This is a genomic window from Bacillus norwichensis (assembly GCF_014836955.1).
Classification (GTDB): Bacteria; Bacillota; Bacilli; order Bacillales; family Bacillaceae_C; genus Siminovitchia; species Siminovitchia norwichensis.
Genome location: NZ_JACSPV010000034.1, coordinates 1 through 17069 on the forward strand (window position 1 = coordinate 1; position 17069 = coordinate 17069).

Below are 17069 nucleotides of genomic sequence, written 5' to 3' on the forward strand. Positions count from 1 at the left end.
GGGAGCCTTTTTTAATACATCGCTATAAGCTCTCCTGAACCATACGCCTAGCGTATGGTTTTCATTTATCCAAAAAAGATGACTGCTGTTCTAAGAACGCCGCCATCTCTATTAAATGAGTGTCAATCAAATGACCAATCCTACAATTGAAAATTCACTATATTAAATTTTCATATTCTCTTCTACCATCTACTATTGCGTATATAATCACTGTTTTATTTTCATCATTGACTTTATAGAAGATTAGATGCTTTTCCACTATGACTACTCGGTAACCTTGCTTTTTCAAAACAGAATAGCGTGGGACCATTCCTGAGTTCGGAAATTGTTTTAAACGATTAATTGATTGCTCTATTTTATTTAAGTATGAAAGTGCCATATCAATGCTACCGGAATCATCTGCAATATAGTAAATAATATCTCGCAGTTGGTCCTCCGCCTTATCTGTCCTCAATATTTTATACATCTTCATTTTTTCGATTCATTAAAGATTCCCGAAGCACATCAACGGATTCTTCGAAAGGTTTTAGCCTGCCATTTTGTACATCTTCCTCTGCTTCTGCAAGTGTTCGAAGTAACTCCAATTCCGCTTTCATTTGCTTGTAATCTTGTAGTCCAAGAATGGCTGTATCGCCACGACCGTTTACAGTAATAATGACTGCTTCCCTAGTATTTCGGCACTGCTTTGATATTTCATTATACTTATTCCTTAAATCTGCTGAAGGTCTAATATTTAAGTCCATGTTAGCACCTCTCCTTGATTTACATACTCATATTATATCACAATTTACATATAACATGAATAAAATAAGATTTCCCAGCCTGGACATTCTCCAAAATCACTGGAAAACCTTATTATAACAATACTTCAACAGCTCTTATTCATCTTCCTGTGCATCCAAAATAAACTCTTCCCATTTCACCAGCCCCCACCCCGCATTCTCTCGTCGCCGTTAAAATAAAGATTTCCTGCCGAATCCCCAAAATGGAGGATTTTTGATTCAAAAATGACGCTTTTTCTGCCGCTTTTTCGCCTATTTTTTCATCTTTTTTGCAAGTTAAAATAGAGTTCTCTCAAAATGTTGACCATGGGAAAGTAGAGAAAACCCTGGAAAGACAAGGGCTAAGACAGAAAAAGACCCCGAATTCGGATATGTTTATTATCACGAAATTGAGGTTGGAATCGGAAATGTTTATTTTGTTTGAGTAATGTTTATTTTAATGGGACATTTCTCTTTGCAGCAACGCCACCGCCTCCACATGGACGCTCTGCGGAAACATATCCACAGGCTGCACCTGCATAGTTTCATATCCACCATCTTCCAAAACCCGGAGATCCCTCGCCAAAGTAGCTGGGTTACATGACACATAGACGACCTTCTCGGGTTTCATTTCAATTATGGTCTGCAACAAGGTTTCGTCGCAGCCCTTCCTTGGGGGATCGACAACCAAAACATCGGCCTTCACGCCTTGCTCATACCATCGAGGTATGACTTTCTCCGCCTCTCCCACTTCGAATTCGACGTTTGTAATGTCATTCAGCTCAGCGTTTCTCCTTGCGTCTTCGATGGCTTCCGATACGATTTCTACACCGTACACTTTCTTTGCACGCTGCGCTAAAAATAACGAGATGGTTCCAATTCCACAATAGGCGTCGATGACGGTTTCTTCACCGTTCAATCCGGCGTATTCCAACGCTTTGTCGTACAGTACCTTAGTCTGCTCTGGGTTGACCTGATAAAAAGAGCGGGCCGAGATGACAAATTTCACGTCTCCGATATAGTCATAGATGACTTCCTCTCCCCATAGCACGTTTGTCTGCTCACCGAAGATGACATTTGTTCGTTTTGTGTTGACGTTCTGTACCACGGACTTGATTCCCGGAACTTCCTTCACAATTCTTTCGACGAGTTTTCTCCTGTTCGGAATGTCCGGCGTACGGGTGATCAATACGACCATGATTTCCCCTGTCACTTTTCCGGAACGGACCATAATATGCCGCAATGTTCCTTTGTGCGTTTTTTCATTATAAGCCCTGATTCCAAATTCTCCGCAGATGGACTTTACTTTTTGTAAAACTGCATCGTTCTCCTCTTGCTGAATGAGGCAAGCTTCCATATCAACAATTTCGTGGGAACGTTGTTTGTAAAAGCCGCCAACGAGTCCACCTTCATGTTCTCCAATTGGCACCTGCGCTTTGTTCCTATAGTGCCAAGGGTTTTCCATCCCCAAAACCGGATGGACTTTTACATTTTCCAGCTTGCCGATCCGCTCCAGTACATCCCGCACTTGCTTTTCCTTCGCTTGGAGTTGACCTTCATAGCTGAGGTGCTGTAACTGACATCCTCCGCAGTCCGCAAAAATTGGACAGGCCGGTTCGATTCGGAACGCGCTTCTTTCATATAAGTCAACCAGACGGCCGAAGCCATACCCTTTGTTCAGCTTCGACACTTTGATTTTTGCTTTTTCTCCCGGCAGAGCATTGGCCACAAATAACGGATATCCGTCAACTTTGGCAACGCCTTTTCCGTCGTGGGTCAAATCTTCAAAAATCACATCTATTTCATCATTTTTCTTAATAGGTACATATTGTTTGCTCATTTTTTTCGTCCTTTTCCAGCTAATGTGCTTTTACGATTGTACCATATGAGTCGATACCATAAAAATAAGGAAGGCCGAAGCCTTCCGCTACTATTTTTGAGTCACCAGTCCCTCGTCAAGCTCTTTCAACAATTCTCCGATTTTGCGGCCATGAATTGTTTTATCCGCATAAATGTCCAGCTCTGTCGGCTCCATGTTGACGATGGCAAGGTAGGCTCCGTTCTGCTTGGCAATCAAAGGAAACTGGTTGGCCGGTGTGACGGTCAGTGATGAACCTAAAACGATAAAAAGATCAGCCTTCTTACTTTCTTCAGCAGCCTTCAGCAAAGCATCTTCAGGTAGCATTTCACCAAAAAGAACGACAGATGGGCGTAGTTTGCCTCCGCAATCGCATTGATATTGTTTATTTACATATTTGTCGCTATCATATTCTTTCCCGCACGAATGACAATGGACTTTTTGCAAAGTGCCATGAAGCTCGGCCACATTCTTGCTCCCTGCTTCCGTATGAAAGCCATCAACGTTTTGCGTAATGACACTTTTAATGATTCCTATTTTTTCCCATTTAGCCAAAATGTCATGTCCGACATGTGGCTTACATTCCTGCAGACCCATGACGCGATGACGATAAAACTCAAAAAATTTCTCGATATTGCGGTTCAGCGCATCCGTACTTGCGATCCGGCTTGGATCCTCTTTCTCCCAAAGACCGTCGGAAGATCGAAAATCAGGAAGTCCGCTCTCAGTTGACATACCTGCACCTGTCAGCACAACAGTATAAGTAGATTCTTTCAATTTCTCAAGCAGCACCGAATTTCAGCACTCCTTTCCATTCTCACACAAGTATAGCACGGGAGCACGAAGGGATGAATTGGGCTGATTTTAAATGGAAGCATCGATTTTTGATTCATTATTGAAGCAACCACCTCTATGATGGTTATTTGAATCAAAAGAGCGATAAATTCATTTATTCGATTCATAATTGAACAAAAAAAAAGCGTATATCCTACACAATCATCCCAATACCATGAGACAGCTAAAACTCTTGGGATATCACAGCCACCCTCCAACAGCGTTTTTTGCTGTGTGCCCGGCTGTTTCATTATCGGAAAAGAATCCCCATAGTTAACTTGAGGATTGGATAGTATTTGCTCTTGCTCGGACAGTATTTTCCTTACTTGAATAGTATTTCACTTTTTTGGACAGTATCTCGGCCAAACTGGATTGTATTGCTTTTTTCCGGATAGTATTCCTCTTATCTGAGGCAGTATCTTCTCAAAGTGGACAGCGTTTCTTTTCCGCACAACAAGGATAGTATTTCTCACCTTATATTTTTTTCTATCCAAAAAAGGCACAAGCCTCAGCCTGTGCCTTCATTCTTAAACTTCCTTTGTCGGAGTTGGTTCTGCATATCCTTCTTTGTATTTCTCATCAATCTCTTTTCGGATTTCTTTTATCGATTTGCCATTTTGGTAGTCGCTGATTGATTGGGCAGCAATTTCAAGGCAAACGATGCATTTGGTTCCGTGATCGTCCCAAACAATGCGGTCGTCGTCTTTATTATCGTGTATGAAACAGTCATAGTTATCCTTGTGCCCAACAGATTCTCCGCATCCGCAATAACATGGCATTTTTTCCAATAGTTCTTGATTGAGTGCAGCCGCCTGGTAAACGATTTGCATATCTTCAGGCTTACCATCGAGAAATTTCGGCAATTCTTGTGGGCCACTCGTTTCTTCGCGAATATCACCGTGCTGTACTTCCTGACTTTCGCTCACATGTTGTTCATCAGCGTGTTCCTTCTCGGTACTTGAACATGCTGTCAGCATCATATTTATCATGATCAAAGCTACAATAAACAGCTTCTTCATCCTGTATGACTTCCCCTCATCGTTATTTATACAAAAGTGTACTTTTTTAGAACAAGAATTTCAACATGATGCCGCTCCTTTTTCTAACAGGTCGGTGAACTTCTCTCCGATAAACTGCGTATATTTTTGAATTGTGGTAAAATAAATTTGTCGAACGGGAGGTATTTATGTATGTTGATTGGCCTGGGGGTCATGATTGTTTCATTTATCTTAGTAGGAGTATTAGCGATATGGGGGGTTAAATATACCCGAAAGCATATCCAGGCGGACAGAAAAAAGAAATTTACAGCAGCAAAAAATCTTCTTCTGTTGGGGATTATAATAGCTGCCAGCTATATTATTTTTGCGAAGAAATTTTCTCATAATATTGATTTGGTTATTTCATGGATTTTGCTTGCTTCGGGCTGTTTTTTCGCGTCAGGATTGGCATTTTTCATAGGGTATTATAACGAGAAAGAAAATTAAAAGTAAAATAAAGAAAGTAGGATTGCCTTATGGAGATCAGGCACATACGCCTGGAGGATGCAGAGCAATTCTCCACTTTAATTGCCAGCGTCGATTCCTCTAATATGATGTTATTTGAACCTGGTGAAAGAAAAACCAGTAAAGAGCAGGAAGAACAAAATATTGAGAAGATCCTTCTTCAGAGCAATTCCACAATCATTGTCGCAGAAGACAATGATCGTCTGATTGGATTTGTAACGGTACTTGGAGGAGAATCTTCTCGAAGCCAGCACGCCGCGCGCATTTCTGTTGGAGTAACCGAGGAATTCCGAGGTAAAGGTGTGGCAACGCGCTTGTTAAAAGAAGCATTCCGTTGGTCGAAAGAAATGGGACTATCTCGCCTTGGAGTAACGGTAATGAAACACAATGAAAGAGCTTTTAGTCTGTATTTAAAGATGGGATTCGAAGTGGAAGGTGAAAAATTCCAGTCATTGATGATCAATGGTAAGCCAATAGATGAATTTTATTTATATAAATTATTGTAAATTTCGGGATTTGGACTTTTCACCAGAACAAATCAATTGCGCCCAGATTTTATCGAGCTCCGCTCAATCAATTCCCTCTAAAAATCTGTGGCATCGAAAGCTTTAATCCTTGATTCAGCCAAGGTTTGAATCCCTACTGGAATGGAATATCAATACGTATTCAAATCACCAATTACAGAAGTGGGAGACTTCCGCTGAATGAAGTTTAAACTAAGACAACTCCATTTCGATTCGGCTCCGCTCTTATCCCCTTATCGACCGCCACGAAAAAAGCAGCCGGAAAATCGGACAACGGCTGCTTACACTTTATCTTCTGGGCGAATATCATGAATAGGAACAAATACTTCCAAGTGGCGGTATAGATTGTTAAACTCTGCCGGAAGTAGCCCCCCATATTCCCCGTCAATATTCAATTGGACTTTTTCTTTCGATTTTACTTTTATATGATTCGCTTTTGAATAAATGACATTCGGATCATCTATATGCTCCCCTCTTAATGCGAGTGAAGCCACACGGATGAACTCAGCCAAATTGGTCTTTTTCAAGATTAGTAATGAGAAAAGGCCGTCATTGATGGAGGCATCCGGTGCAAGTTTTTCGAAGCCGCCAACCGAGTTGGTCAGCGCAACAAGGAACAACATGATTTCTCCTTCGAAAAGTTTGCCATCATACTCTATGGTTACATCCGTCGAGCGGATGGACGGTAACATTTCAATCCCTTTTAAATAATAGGCAAGTTGTCCAAGGACAGTTTTCATTTTCGCCGGTACTTCATATGTCAGCTCGGTCAGCTTTCCACCACCGGCAATATTGATAAAATATTGGTCATTCATTCGCCCAATATCCATCGGTATGGTGTCACCCGCCGTAATGATATCGACAGCGGCATCAATATCCCGTGGTATATGCAAGGCTCGTGCAAAGTCGTTCGTTGTTCCTGTCGGAATGATGCCAATCTTTGGACGGTATTCCTGATCCGCTAAACCATTAACCACTTCATTAATTGTTCCATCGCCACCTGAGCAGATGACGACATCATATTTTCTCTCCACAGCTGTCCGAGCGGCAGCTGTCGCATCCCCAGCACCCGTCGTAGCATGGCACGATGCTTCATATCCTGCTTGCTCCAACTTTTGTAAAACATCGGCAATACGCCGCTTAAAGATTTCGCGACCGGCTGTCGGGTTATAGATAATACGTGCTCTTTTCAATTCACATCATCCTTCGAACTCTAAATACCGAAGCGTTAATCTAGATGCTTCCACTAAATAATCATACCTTTTTATCACTTTTTAGTCTACCTCTACTCTATTAGCATGATTAATTGTGATAGTATTTGTTCCTTTTCCGAAGGAGATATCCCCAGATTTTAAGTCTTCAGCATTTACATCTTTGATATTTTTCCACTCTCCTTCTAGTTCGTATACTTTATTCGCTTCAATTTTCAAATCTACCTTTTCGCCCGTCTCTATTTTTACCCAGCCTGGTGTGTTGATCTCCCAGTCATTTTTCAATCCTCTAGGTTTAAAGGTCAAATCTCTGCCGATTCCTTTGAACTCAACTTTCTTGTCCGCAGGTATGAGCAAAGTTGCATCTGCATCATTATAATGATTTATAAACCTCTGACGAGGTAATTCCTTTAGTTTAATAAAAAGCGTATCTCCTTTTTTCTCTGCCAGCACATAATCAGAAGGGCTTTTGATCATTTTTTTACCATTCAGAGTCTCAGCTTGGTAAGTTCCAAATAACGAAACGGTCTTTTCCTCGGTGCTCTCAACAGTTAAAGGAAAGCTTCCCGTATCAACGACAATCCGGTCAATACTATTTAATGAAGCTTCTTCATATCTTGGAAGATCGGCAGTTTGGACTTCAGCCTTCACCACATTTCCAGCCAACTCCAAAAGACCGCTCGAACTCAGAATGGCCATCGCCAGCCCACAGGTTCCAAGGACAGCTATGAAAATAATGCTGATAAAATCATATTGTATGGATATTTTCTCCTTTTGAGAGCGAGCCAAGTATACAATAATCTCAACCCCAAGAACGATGAAAATGATCGGCCACCAAGAAAGAAGGGCTACCGACGGGTCCCCCCATTTTAAAACCTGTGATAGTAACAGGAAGACGCCGAGCAATAAAAGGGCTGCGCCCATTGAAAAAGAACCAACTCTCCATGTCCTCATTTAGTTTCACCTTCCTTGGTCTGTTTTGTTTTTTTACCCGCTAAAAGCTTGATGCCTCCGCCGATAAGGATAAGGCAGATAATCACAGGCTGAATATATGAGTGAATCCAGAGATAAAGATCGATTCCATATCTTTCCGTCAAAATTGGATCTGCCATCGGAAAGATAACACTCGCTCCGATATAATAAAGACCCAGTACAATCAGGCCAATGCCAAGCCATTTTTGATGGTTAATTAAGTAAGACACAATTGGCTCATCCTCCACTTCCCCGCTTTCATATTGCGAAGCTTTCTGGAGTCCATCAAAAAAGCTGTAAAACCAGATGATTGGGACGATGAAGAGGAAAAGTCCCAGCCTTAGTACATCGAGAATATAGATGGAAAACAAGAACGCTGCCATTAACTGGATTCCGCGTTTTTGAAGACCAAGATACAAGTGCCCAGCACCCGGTACAATTGAAAGCAATGTAGCAATCGACTTACTCTTTCTGCCGTCAGGCCGTTTGTTTTCCAGTTCTTCAAGGACTGACCTGTCCTGCAAAACTTCCCCTTTGGACTTACGATCCAACAACTGCATGGCATCGAAAAATCCATAAATCCAAATGATTGGCAGGGAAGCTAAGAAAATAAGAAACTCCGATCGTCCTGTCATCAGAGTAACAAACAGGATCATGACACCAAGACCCAAAAACACAGCTAGTAACGTGATTCCCCGATAGACAAGACCTAACTGAAAGTGCCCAAGCCCAGGAACAAAGGACAGAGCAATGGTGAAAAAGCGCTCAGAATCTTGATTTTTATCAATTGCTGCTCCTTCATGCACTGGCTCGGTACCATTATACAGTTTCGAAGCTGTCACAACTGTATCAACAAAGTTGACGATATACATAAGTAGCCCGCCTAGAGCAAAGACAAGAAAAAACTGAGAACCTGTGACAGCTAAAGCTGCTACCGCCAAAGCGGGTATGCCAAAAACAACCGCTGTATAGAATAACCCTCGCAACACTTTTCCAAGGTACATCAATCCTCCGCCGGGAAAAAAGGCGAGAAGAAAAGCTATGATAGGATTTTTATTCATGCTTATTTCCCTCCCTAAGATTGTCATCAATTTTTTCTGTAATAGACTCTGTTTTATTTAACCAGTCATTTATAACTGACTGTTCTTGTTCAGCAGCTGTATTTTCGAAAGTGCTGATAGTCGACGTCAATTGTGAGAAGATACCTGTTGACATAAGAACAAGTGTCATTGCTGCAGCTATCGTGTAATGAACCAAAGTTTGCCTTCGCAAGTTTTTCCTCGGCTTCACTTTGTTCTGCTTTTTTTCTTGTACACAGCCAATTTCTTTCATGATGGAATCTGTAAACCCTGTCGGATTAGTCAGCACCGGCATCTGTGATTCAGCTTCTTCTACAGCTTTCAAGTAAAGCTCCAAGCAATGATCACAGCTGTAAAGATGGTTTTCATATTGAGAGCGAGTTTCTTCATCAAGAGAATCTGTCGCATATAACATCCATTTTTCATAATTGATATGGTTCATGAAAAATCATCCTCCTTCCAGTGCTTCTTCATCCATTGTCTGGCCCGATAGAGCCTCACTTCAACCGTCTTCACTTTCACATCCAGCTCTTGTGCCAATTCCTCGTAAGTTTTCTCCTTTATGTAAAACCCTTCAATGACCTCTCTATAATTTCCCGGAAGTTCATCCAGCCGCTTCCTTAAAAGGTTTTGCCTCTCCCTTTTTAAAACAAGGAGTTCGACACTTTCTCCAGGTGGTGCATGGCTCGTCTCTTCATATTCAACATTCATTTCTTCCTGCCGTCGAACCTTTTTTCTCTTTATGTCTATGGCATGATTAACCGCAATTCTCGTGATCCATGTTTTAAAACCTTGTTTCTCATATTTGGGGAGAGAAGTATAGATTTTCATGAACACTTCCTGTGCAGCGTCTTCCGCATCTTTTTCATTGCGCAGAACACCATACACTGAATGAAAAATGTAATTGCGGTATTTCTCCACAATTAATCGGAATGCATGATCATTGCCGCTCTTGATTTTTTCAATGAGCACATCATCCAAAACTTCTCTCCCCCCTTTCATGCGTCACCCTTATAGACGACAGATGGTGGTACGGCCACTACACTCTTAACTAAACTTTTTTATAAATTTTTTCACGTGAAATTCTAAACTTGAATTCATATAGTTATCATTGGAAACCGGATTCAAGTAATCTATCAAATTGTTGTCACGATTTACCAAGGAAACCCGTGCATTATTCATTGAACTCAATCCATTCATTTTACCATTTAAAGAAACCTTCCATCCGTATATATCATTTAGAGCAGTAAAGAGGTGATGAAACATATTTGTCATTATCAAATGCGTCTTGACCTATTTGCACTCGATCAATTTCCTCTGAAAATCTGTGGCATCCGCCGATTATTCAACTAGGTTTTGAACCCATACTGAATGGAATACCGATATGCTTTCATCTTACAAATGGGAGAGTTCTGCTAAATGAAGTAATATATAGGGGAGGAGTTTATCCGTAATCAAAAAAGAATGGCTCAGTACGGATTCGATAACTGGCTCATAAAAGAATGAAAGAAATGGAACGAAAGAGTTTCAAATGAGGAAAAGGCATTCTGTATATATAAACGTACAGCCCTTGGTTTGATCAGGAGATTTCCAAGCTCAAAAGACCAGCTTGTCTTAGCAGGAGCAGTCCAAAGATTTACAATCCTTTAGTGAAAAAACAAGAAGTCCCAGTTGGTCATCAGACATCGATTAACTGATATCAATTGGGACTTGATAGATTTTAGAAAAATAAAAGCTGTGGCCTTAGATGACGATCACATGGGGCTCCTCAGCCACCACGGTTACAATTTGACTTGCCCCTTAAGCTGATGGAGCTAGGCCGCCTCAGATCGCAACATTCTATGAAGCGGCGACACTTGATACTTCCTGTACGGCGGCTGGCTCAGGCGGCGACGTCCTGTCGATTCGCCCGCACTTGTACTTCCTGTACGGCGCAGTCAGACATTTGGAATTTTAATTCGAACATTATATTTCCTCTGATTGACTGTCTTACTCTTTTAAATTATTAAGCTGCTTTTCTTGATTTTCTTTTACTTCGTGACCAGATGACAACTGGGACCAACAGCAGAGACAAGAGTCCGCCTGCAAGTGATAATGCAGCATAGCTAAAATAAGCTGCAATGATGCCGGATAACGCTCCGCCGGCAGCTCCGGCAAGAGCAATGAAGACGTCGATGGCACCTTGAGTTTTTGCCCGGGTAGACAGATTGGTTGAATCGACGATGAGAGCCGTCCCGCTGATCAATCCAAAATTCCAGCCAAGTCCAAGCAAAGCGAGTGCGATAATAAGCATTAGCATCGATTCGCCAGACGTCAATCCAGATACCAGGCCTGCCGCCAACAAGGTGGCACCTGCTACGGCAGCCATGGTCATTCGCCCGATTTTATCCACCAGTATCCCTGTAATAAGTGATGGCAAGTACATGGCACCGATATGGATTCCGATCACAATCCCTACTTCACTCAATCCGTGGCCATGATGCTCCATATGTACTGGAGTCATCGTCATGATAGCAACCATAACGATTTGAGTAAGAATCATCACTGTAGCTCCGATGACAATTCCGCGCCTGTCAGATGTAACTTCCTCTTTATTGAAAGAATGCGTTTCTTTCTTTGCCGACGCATCCGCTATTGCTTTTGCAACTACTAGAGGGTCAGGCCGAAGCATAATAATAAGAACAAGCCCAGCAAGCAGATACGCTGCCGCAGCCAGTATGAAGGGCCCTGCCAAAGGTGGAATGCCGATTCCCTCCGCGAACCTGCCCATCACACTTACAAGATTTGGGCCCGCTACTGCACCAAATGTGGTCGAAACCATCGCGATACTGACAGCAGTAGCTCTTTGGGTCGCATTAGCCATATCCGTCCCTGCGTAGCGTGCCTGAAGATTGGTGGCCGTACCTGCTCCATAGATAAACAATGAAACAAAGAGAAGGAAGACATTATTCATAACTGCGGCTGCCACTACTCCGATTGCACCAATACCTCCCGTTATGAATCCTGCTCCCAGTCCAAAACGCCGGCCAAACCTCTGGGAAAGCCGGCCAACAATCAGAGCTGCCGCAGCAGAACCAAGTGTGAACAATGCAACAGGAACTCCTGCAAAACTGGCTGTTCCCAGCATATCGCGTGCAATCAGCGCCCCCACTGTTATACCTGCAGCAAGTCCTGCACCACCAAAAATCTGGGAAAGCATGACAATTATGAGAGTCCGCTTATAAAGCTCCTGCTGCTTTGATGGAGATTTCATATACTTTTGCAGCCAAGCTGGCTGATCATTTTTTTCACGCATTCAACTACCGCCTTTCAATTCAGTCTGATAATAAAATTGTATTATATAAGATCGAAAATTATTTTATTAAGATTTATAGAAAGGAGCCATATATATGGGTTATTATAACATTGCCATAGTTCTTCAAATTTTACTATTTTTTTATTTTGAGGTGACAACCTTACTTAACCTTTTTCCCTGGAATGATCTATCAAAGTATACCCGTAAAGAGAAATTCACGGAAGCCATTACCAATGGCTTATTCATCCTTCTTTGTATCGGATTGTTTGCAACAAAAGTCAAATGGCTCATGGCTATTTCGGTTATGTTTTACCTTATCTTCCTTATAATGCAGATTCTTACCTGGTGGATGCCCTATTGTACCGGAATTCATTTAAAGCAGTTTCCTAAATCTCTTTACGAATCCCACTTCAAAGACACAATCAAATGGCTACCGCCTATGAAAGACCATATCATTCCCGACGCCCAGCACAATGTACTTCAGCTCCTATCTATGATTACGCTGATTGCAAGCTCTATTTCCCTATTTATGTAAAAAAAGGAGTTGCTAAAAATGAAAATAAAAAACCATATAATCGGCTTTTCTTTAGGCTATTTCGTCTGCATGCTAATTATCTACTTGGTCACCGATTATTTTTCCTGGGGTTTCGCGCTCGGTTCTATCGCAGGCATCGTCTTATTTGCAGTATTAATGAAATTATTTAAAAAATGAGAGTGTACGGCTGATCCACATAGAGGATCAGCCGTTTATTCTACCTCACTTTAATTTTCGCCAGGATGGATTCCTCCATTTATGTCTCCATTTCCTCCTCAAACATTATGCATCATTTTTTCAAAGTTTCTCTATCCCATTAACTCTTCTCTATTTTGTTCAAAAAACCTCTATATCTATTTGTAGTGTTTTCTGTGTTCAGCTCGTCTAATAGATTAGAGCTATTAGTTAAAGGTGGGAGAAATCGTGATTGTTGTTAAAAATGTAAGTCATGCTTTCGAGGTTGGAAAGAGAGGACAAAAACACAAAATACCTGTTCTCAAGAACGTTTCCCTTACAGTCAAAGAAGGTGAAATAGTCACTATCGTTGGAAGAAGTGGTTCAGGTAAATCAACTCTATTAAATATAATCAGCGGATTCCTCAAACCGACTCAGGGAGATATATGGATTGCGGGAGAAAAAGCCAGTGATCTGAATGAAGCGAAATTTGCAGATTTCCGCTTAGAGCATCTTGGATTTATTTTTCAAAACTTTCAATTGATCCCTAGTATGACAGCTTTCCAAAACGTTGAGCTTCCACTCGTTTTAAAAGGATTGAACGAGCAGGAACGAAAACTAAAAACAGATGCGACATTACAAAGAGTCGGTTTGCTAGAATACAAAAATCATTATCCAAATGAGCTGTCAGGCGGACAACAGCAGCGTGTCAGCATTGCGAGGGCTCTTGCTGTCAATCCTCCTCTTATTCTTGCAGATGAACCAACCGGCAGCCTTGACAGCGACACAGAGGAGCAACTACTTCAGTTCATCAAAGAATTGAATAAAGAGGGCATCACTTTTTTAATTATTACGCATGATGACAAGGTGGCAGAAATCGGGCACCGGACAATTGAAATTGCGGATGGAAAAATACTGAAGGCGGTGTTGACATGACACTAAAAGATCAAATCAAATTTGTCAGACAGAATATGAAAAAGAACAAGTCGCGGATTTTTATGACAATGTTAGCAACAGCTATTGGCTGTGCATTTTTAATTGTGCTTGCCTCAATTGGTTTTGGTCTTCACAAATCAATCATCAAAGAGTTGATGGAAGATCGGATTGTAACTGAAATAGAAGTTCATGCGCAAATTGATGATCAAGAGAATCATAAAGCAATCAATAACCGGCATATCGAATATTTTGAGGCATTGGATAACGTCAAGGCCGTCACTAGGAGACAAATGCTTCAGCAGACGCCCGTATATGAATTGGGAGAATACAGTATTCAAGCTAATACTTTTTCCGCCTTTTTCCCTGCAGAAATCAAAGCGGGATTCGAGTTATCTGAAGGCCGCCTCCCTGAGAAATCAAATGAAATTATTGTTGGTTATTCCTTCATAGATGAGTTGGCACAAAAAGTTGAAGATGACGTCAACCCCTATAATGATGATGGGACGGTTAAGGAAAAATATGCTTTTAAAGGAAGCTTAATCGGAAAAACTGTAAATATGGAAGTGAAGAATAGAAAGGATTCCACAACTGCGATCCCGCTTACCATTGTAGGGATTGCTAAAAAACCTGCAAAAGATTGGCTGACTCATTCTGATGTATTTATTTCGGATTCTGTTTTAAAGAACGTTGAGGCTTTTACTGGGACTCGTGGTGGTTCATTAGATCCGGAAGAGAAAGAAATGAAAGTTGAGGAAGAAAAAACTTACGAGCAGGTGAATATCTATGTAAACAATGTTCAAGATGTGGAAGGCATTATCGAAAAACTGAATATGGATAAATATGCAACATTTTCAATCGTTAACGAAATGAAACAAGTGAATATGGTCTTTACCATCATGAAAATTGGCTTAATATTAGTAGGTACAATCGCTCTGATTATAGCTTCTATCGGTATCTATAACACTATGACAATGGCGGTTACGGAACGAGCACCTGATATAGGGATCATGAAGGCAATCGGCGCGAATCCTAGTATCATCAAAAAGATATTTCTGTTGGAAAGCATCTACATTGGATTAATTGGTGCATTTGTTGGAACAGTGGTTGCCTATGGAGTGAGCTTTGCTGTCAATTTTTCCTTGCCGCTAGTCGTTGAAAGTATGTTTAATGAATCGCCGCCTGAGAATTTATTGTTTTCATATATCCCATGGACCCTTTCACTTATCAGCATCGCTATCTGTTTGATTATCACGATATTCTCTGGATGGAGACCTGCCCAGCAAGCTACGCGAGTTGATGTCTTGCAAGCAATGCGGAGGGAAATATGAAGAGCATCTAAGAATTTCAGTAAAATGAACGAAGCACTCGCCATCAAAATGGGGAGTGCTTCAATATATCGAACATTCATTTACATTTTTTTATAGACAGGGATATCATAAACAAGTGTATATGAATTGACTAACATATACAAATTATGGATTTGTGTAATTTGTTTTACCGCCCATCCGATATCCGTTGCATATTGGTGGGTGGCTTTTCCTGTACTACTTGCAGCTGCAGGATTCCATCTCATCTTATAGAGAGTGTTTTGTCCAGCACTGATATAGTTTTGACCTATAAATTGAGCTCCTCCAATAATGGCAGCCTCAGGAGTGAACCAGCCTGCGTTGTAAGCAAACTCTGCTCCCTTTTGTACAGCTGCTCCATCGTAAGCACCGATGCCATACATATTGTAAACTGTTTTACCGTTAATCTTTACTCCTGTAGCCAATTGTGAAGCACCATTGCCCGTCTCAAGTAAAGCATGGGAAATCAGATACATTTCGTTGACACCATGAATTTTGCCTGCTTCTATGAATGAAGTAGCTTTTCCGGCTAAAATACCTTTTCCGGAAAGGATTTTCTCATTTATTTCGGCTGCTTCAGCGTTTGCTGCTTTTGATAGATTTATAAACTGAAGCGATTTTACTGGGTCATTAATGAAATTGTTTGGATCAAGGTAATATTTTACATCTTCCGGCTTAGCTGTTACCCATCCGGTTTTATATTGAACCTGATACCATGTATATCCATCTGATCCTTTTTGAGAAGATATGATGTTTAAAGTACTCCCTGTATTGACTTTTCCTAGAGAACTGAAATCAGTTCCGGCCCCGCTTCGGACATTCCAAGTACCGCTTAAAACAGTTCCTGACTTAGCGCCAGAGTTTAGCTTTAAGGCATCTTCTCTTATATAAGTCGGATACTGCTTATCCGTCTGTGGATTAGCAGCCATTTGAATTTTCACCATTTCATCCAAAGTAAGATTGTAATTGGAGTATTCGGTGGCTTGTGAACCATTGTTCGAATCTCCCGGTGGATTAGTGCCCGGTGATAAATATTCAATGCTTACATAACCCGTTTTACCGTTCGCTGTAACCTTCGCCCAGCCGTTACTAGCGTCTGAATGATAAGTTACCTTGGTGCCATTCGCCAATTTAGCAACAATTGCTGCTGTTGTTGAAGGGGCAGATCGCATGTTTAAGTTAGATCCGGCATTAACTGATACATATCTGATTTGATCAGTTGATCCCGGCAATTCTTCATCCGGTTTAGGTTTATTAACTGGTTTTTTATCCGAGAGAAACTTGGATTGAACATACCCAGTAGAACCGTAGGCCTTTACTTTTGCCCAGCCATTTTCTTCCGAAAGTACCTGAACAGCTACTCCTGAAGCAATTTGAATGACAACAGACGAATTGGTTGAGGCACTCTTATACATACTTGTTCCAGATACAGAAGAAGTGTTGATGTATTTAGTTTTAGGCTCAGTAGTTTCGGGGTTTCCATTTGTTTTGGATAAATATTGACTGCTTACATAGCCTGTTTTTCCATTTACAGTTACCTTCGCCCAGCCATTTGCTTCAGATTGAACCTCAACTGCTGTCCCACGTGTAAGCCTATCAACCACACTTGCACTGGCAGAAGCCTGACTTCGCATATATAGGATCGAGCCAGCATTTACATTTACATATTTGGTCGTTTTGTTAACTGGTCTTTGGACTGGAGAAACCTCAGTTGGCGCTTTTGCTGTCAAATACTCACTGCTTACATAGCCTGTTTTTCCATTTAGTGTAATCTTCGCCCAACCGCCGGATTCTGATTGAACCGATACTTTGGCTCCAGAAGACAATTTCCCGATAATGCTTCCGCTTGTTGACGCTTTGCTCCGTACATTCAATGATGAGCCCGATTGTACGTTCACATACTTTGTGACGCTCTTGGATGGTGTTGATGGCTCTTTATTGGCTGGTGGCTTACTTGCGGCAGGGGCACTCGCTGATAAATATTGGCTGCTTACATAGCCTGTCTTTCCACTCACTGTAATCTTCGCCCAACCGCCGGATTC

General features: G+C 41.4%; 18 protein-coding genes. 6 read left to right on the top strand and 12 right to left on the bottom strand.

Annotated features, from left to right (window positions below):
* Window positions 1–157 precede the first annotated feature (157 nt).
* The 5 genes from H9631_RS16085 to H9631_RS16105 all read right to left on the bottom strand — a co-directional run bounded on the left by H9631_RS16085 (window position 158) and on the right by H9631_RS16105 (window position 4472).
* Window positions 158–454: a type II toxin-antitoxin system RelE/ParE family toxin gene (locus H9631_RS16085; protein ID WP_225221100.1), complete on the bottom strand. Its 297-nt coding sequence runs from the start codon at window positions 452–454 to the stop codon at window positions 158–160.
* A 4-nt stretch (window positions 455–458) separates the two neighbouring features.
* A complete protein-coding gene (locus H9631_RS16090) occupies window positions 459–743 on the bottom strand; it encodes a type II toxin-antitoxin system Phd/YefM family antitoxin (protein ID WP_191814584.1) in 285 nt (94 codons plus the stop codon).
* A 475-nt stretch (window positions 744–1218) separates the two neighbouring features.
* Window positions 1219–2601, bottom strand: coding sequence for a 23S rRNA (uracil(1939)-C(5))-methyltransferase RlmD (rlmD, locus tag H9631_RS16095; protein ID WP_191814586.1), 1383 nt, complete (start codon window positions 2599–2601; stop codon window positions 1219–1221).
* Between the two features lie 90 nt (window positions 2602–2691).
* Window positions 2692–3411 carry an NAD-dependent protein deacylase gene (locus H9631_RS16100; RefSeq protein ID WP_191814588.1) on the bottom strand — a complete coding sequence of 240 codons (720 nt, stop codon included), beginning with the start codon at window positions 3409–3411 and terminating at the stop codon, window positions 2692–2694.
* A 569-nt stretch (window positions 3412–3980) separates the two neighbouring features.
* Window positions 3981–4472, bottom strand: coding sequence for a PCYCGC motif-containing (lipo)protein (locus tag H9631_RS16105; protein ID WP_191814590.1), 492 nt, complete (start codon window positions 4470–4472; stop codon window positions 3981–3983).
* 171 nt (window positions 4473–4643) lie between these two features.
* Between H9631_RS16105 and H9631_RS16110 the strand changes: the two genes are divergently transcribed.
* A complete protein-coding gene (locus H9631_RS16110; RefSeq protein WP_191814592.1) occupies window positions 4644–4937 on the top strand; it encodes a hypothetical protein in 294 nt (97 codons plus the stop codon).
* Window positions 4938–4966: 29 nt separating this feature from the next.
* Window positions 4967–5461 (top strand): GNAT family N-acetyltransferase, encoded by a 495-nt coding sequence (locus tag H9631_RS16115; RefSeq protein WP_191814594.1) that lies wholly within the window; start codon window positions 4967–4969, stop codon window positions 5459–5461.
* Window positions 5462–5760: 299 nt separating this feature from the next.
* Here the strand turns inward: H9631_RS16115 and H9631_RS16120 are convergent, their stop codons facing one another.
* The 6 genes from H9631_RS16120 to H9631_RS16145 all read right to left on the bottom strand — a co-directional run bounded on the left by H9631_RS16120 (window position 5761) and on the right by H9631_RS16145 (window position 12036).
* Window positions 5761–6672 (bottom strand): diacylglycerol kinase, encoded by a 912-nt coding sequence (locus H9631_RS16120; RefSeq protein WP_191814596.1) that lies wholly within the window; start codon window positions 6670–6672, stop codon window positions 5761–5763.
* Window positions 6673–6753: 81 nt separating this feature from the next.
* Window positions 6754–7644, bottom strand: coding sequence for a hypothetical protein (locus tag H9631_RS16125; protein ID WP_191814598.1), 891 nt, complete (start codon window positions 7642–7644; stop codon window positions 6754–6756).
* Window positions 7641–8723 carry a hypothetical protein gene (locus tag H9631_RS16130; protein ID WP_191814600.1) on the bottom strand — a complete coding sequence of 361 codons (1083 nt, stop codon included), beginning with the start codon at window positions 8721–8723 and terminating at the stop codon, window positions 7641–7643. Before H9631_RS16130 ends, H9631_RS16125 begins: the two co-directional genes overlap by 4 nt.
* The gene (locus H9631_RS16135; RefSeq protein WP_191814602.1) at window positions 8716–9183 is read right to left on the bottom strand and encodes an anti-sigma factor; all 468 of its coding nucleotides are present in this window, start codon (window positions 9181–9183) and stop codon (window positions 8716–8718) included. Before H9631_RS16135 ends, H9631_RS16130 begins: the two co-directional genes overlap by 8 nt.
* Window positions 9180–9722 (bottom strand): RNA polymerase sigma factor, encoded by a 543-nt coding sequence (locus H9631_RS16140; RefSeq protein ID WP_225221101.1) that lies wholly within the window; start codon window positions 9720–9722, stop codon window positions 9180–9182. Before H9631_RS16140 ends, H9631_RS16135 begins: the two co-directional genes overlap by 4 nt.
* 1024 nt (window positions 9723–10746) lie before the next feature.
* Entirely contained in the window at window positions 10747–12036 is a 1290-nt protein-coding gene (locus H9631_RS16145) for an MFS transporter (RefSeq protein ID WP_191814606.1), read from the bottom strand.
* Window positions 12037–12130: 94 nt separating this feature from the next.
* Here H9631_RS16145 and H9631_RS16150 point away from each other — a divergent pair, with 94 nt between their 5' ends.
* The 4 genes from H9631_RS16150 to H9631_RS16165 all read left to right on the top strand — a co-directional run bounded on the left by H9631_RS16150 (window position 12131) and on the right by H9631_RS16165 (window position 15009).
* Window positions 12131–12571 carry a hypothetical protein gene (locus H9631_RS16150; protein WP_191814608.1) on the top strand — a complete coding sequence of 147 codons (441 nt, stop codon included), beginning with the start codon at window positions 12131–12133 and terminating at the stop codon, window positions 12569–12571.
* An 18-nt stretch (window positions 12572–12589) separates the two neighbouring features.
* A complete protein-coding gene (locus H9631_RS16155) occupies window positions 12590–12748 on the top strand; it encodes a hypothetical protein (protein WP_191814610.1) in 159 nt (52 codons plus the stop codon).
* Window positions 12749–12994: 246 nt separating this feature from the next.
* Window positions 12995–13681 (top strand): ABC transporter ATP-binding protein, encoded by a 687-nt coding sequence (locus tag H9631_RS16160; protein WP_191814612.1) that lies wholly within the window; start codon window positions 12995–12997, stop codon window positions 13679–13681.
* Window positions 13678–15009 (top strand): ABC transporter permease, encoded by a 1332-nt coding sequence (locus H9631_RS16165; RefSeq protein ID WP_191814614.1) that lies wholly within the window; start codon window positions 13678–13680, stop codon window positions 15007–15009. The genes H9631_RS16160 and H9631_RS16165 overlap by 4 nt, the downstream gene beginning before the upstream one ends.
* An 80-nt stretch (window positions 15010–15089) precedes the next feature.
* Here the strand turns inward: H9631_RS16165 and H9631_RS16170 are convergent.
* The coding region (locus tag H9631_RS16170) for an SH3 domain-containing protein (RefSeq protein ID WP_191814615.1) at window positions 15090–17069 on the bottom strand (1980 nt) is incomplete at its 5' end.

Excerpts from the sequence above, each read along its gene's own strand:
- H9631_RS16090 (WP_191814584.1), bottom strand. The coding sequence starts at position 743 with ATGGACTTAAATATTAGACCTTCAGCAGATTTAAGGAATAAGTATAAT.
- rlmD (WP_191814586.1), bottom strand. The coding sequence starts at position 2,601 with ATGAGCAAACAATATGTACCTATTAAGAAAAATGATGAAATAGATGTG.
- H9631_RS16105 (WP_191814590.1), bottom strand. The coding sequence starts at position 4,472 with ATGAAGAAGCTGTTTATTGTAGCTTTGATCATGATAAATATGATGCTG.
- H9631_RS16110 (WP_191814592.1), top strand. The coding sequence starts at position 4,644 with ATGTTGATTGGCCTGGGGGTCATGATTGTTTCATTTATCTTAGTAGGA.
- H9631_RS16115 (WP_191814594.1), top strand. The coding sequence starts at position 4,967 with ATGGAGATCAGGCACATACGCCTGGAGGATGCAGAGCAATTCTCCACT.
- H9631_RS16125 (WP_191814598.1), bottom strand. The coding sequence starts at position 7,644 with ATGAGGACATGGAGAGTTGGTTCTTTTTCAATGGGCGCAGCCCTTTTA.
- H9631_RS16130 (WP_191814600.1), bottom strand. The coding sequence starts at position 8,723 with ATGAATAAAAATCCTATCATAGCTTTTCTTCTCGCCTTTTTTCCCGGC.
- H9631_RS16135 (WP_191814602.1), bottom strand. The coding sequence starts at position 9,183 with ATGAACCATATCAATTATGAAAAATGGATGTTATATGCGACAGATTCT.
- H9631_RS16145 (WP_191814606.1), bottom strand. The coding sequence starts at position 12,036 with ATGCGTGAAAAAAATGATCAGCCAGCTTGGCTGCAAAAGTATATGAAA.
- H9631_RS16150 (WP_191814608.1), top strand. The coding sequence starts at position 12,131 with ATGGGTTATTATAACATTGCCATAGTTCTTCAAATTTTACTATTTTTT.
- H9631_RS16155 (WP_191814610.1), top strand. The coding sequence starts at position 12,590 with ATGAAAATAAAAAACCATATAATCGGCTTTTCTTTAGGCTATTTCGTC.
- H9631_RS16165 (WP_191814614.1), top strand. The coding sequence starts at position 13,678 with ATGACACTAAAAGATCAAATCAAATTTGTCAGACAGAATATGAAAAAG.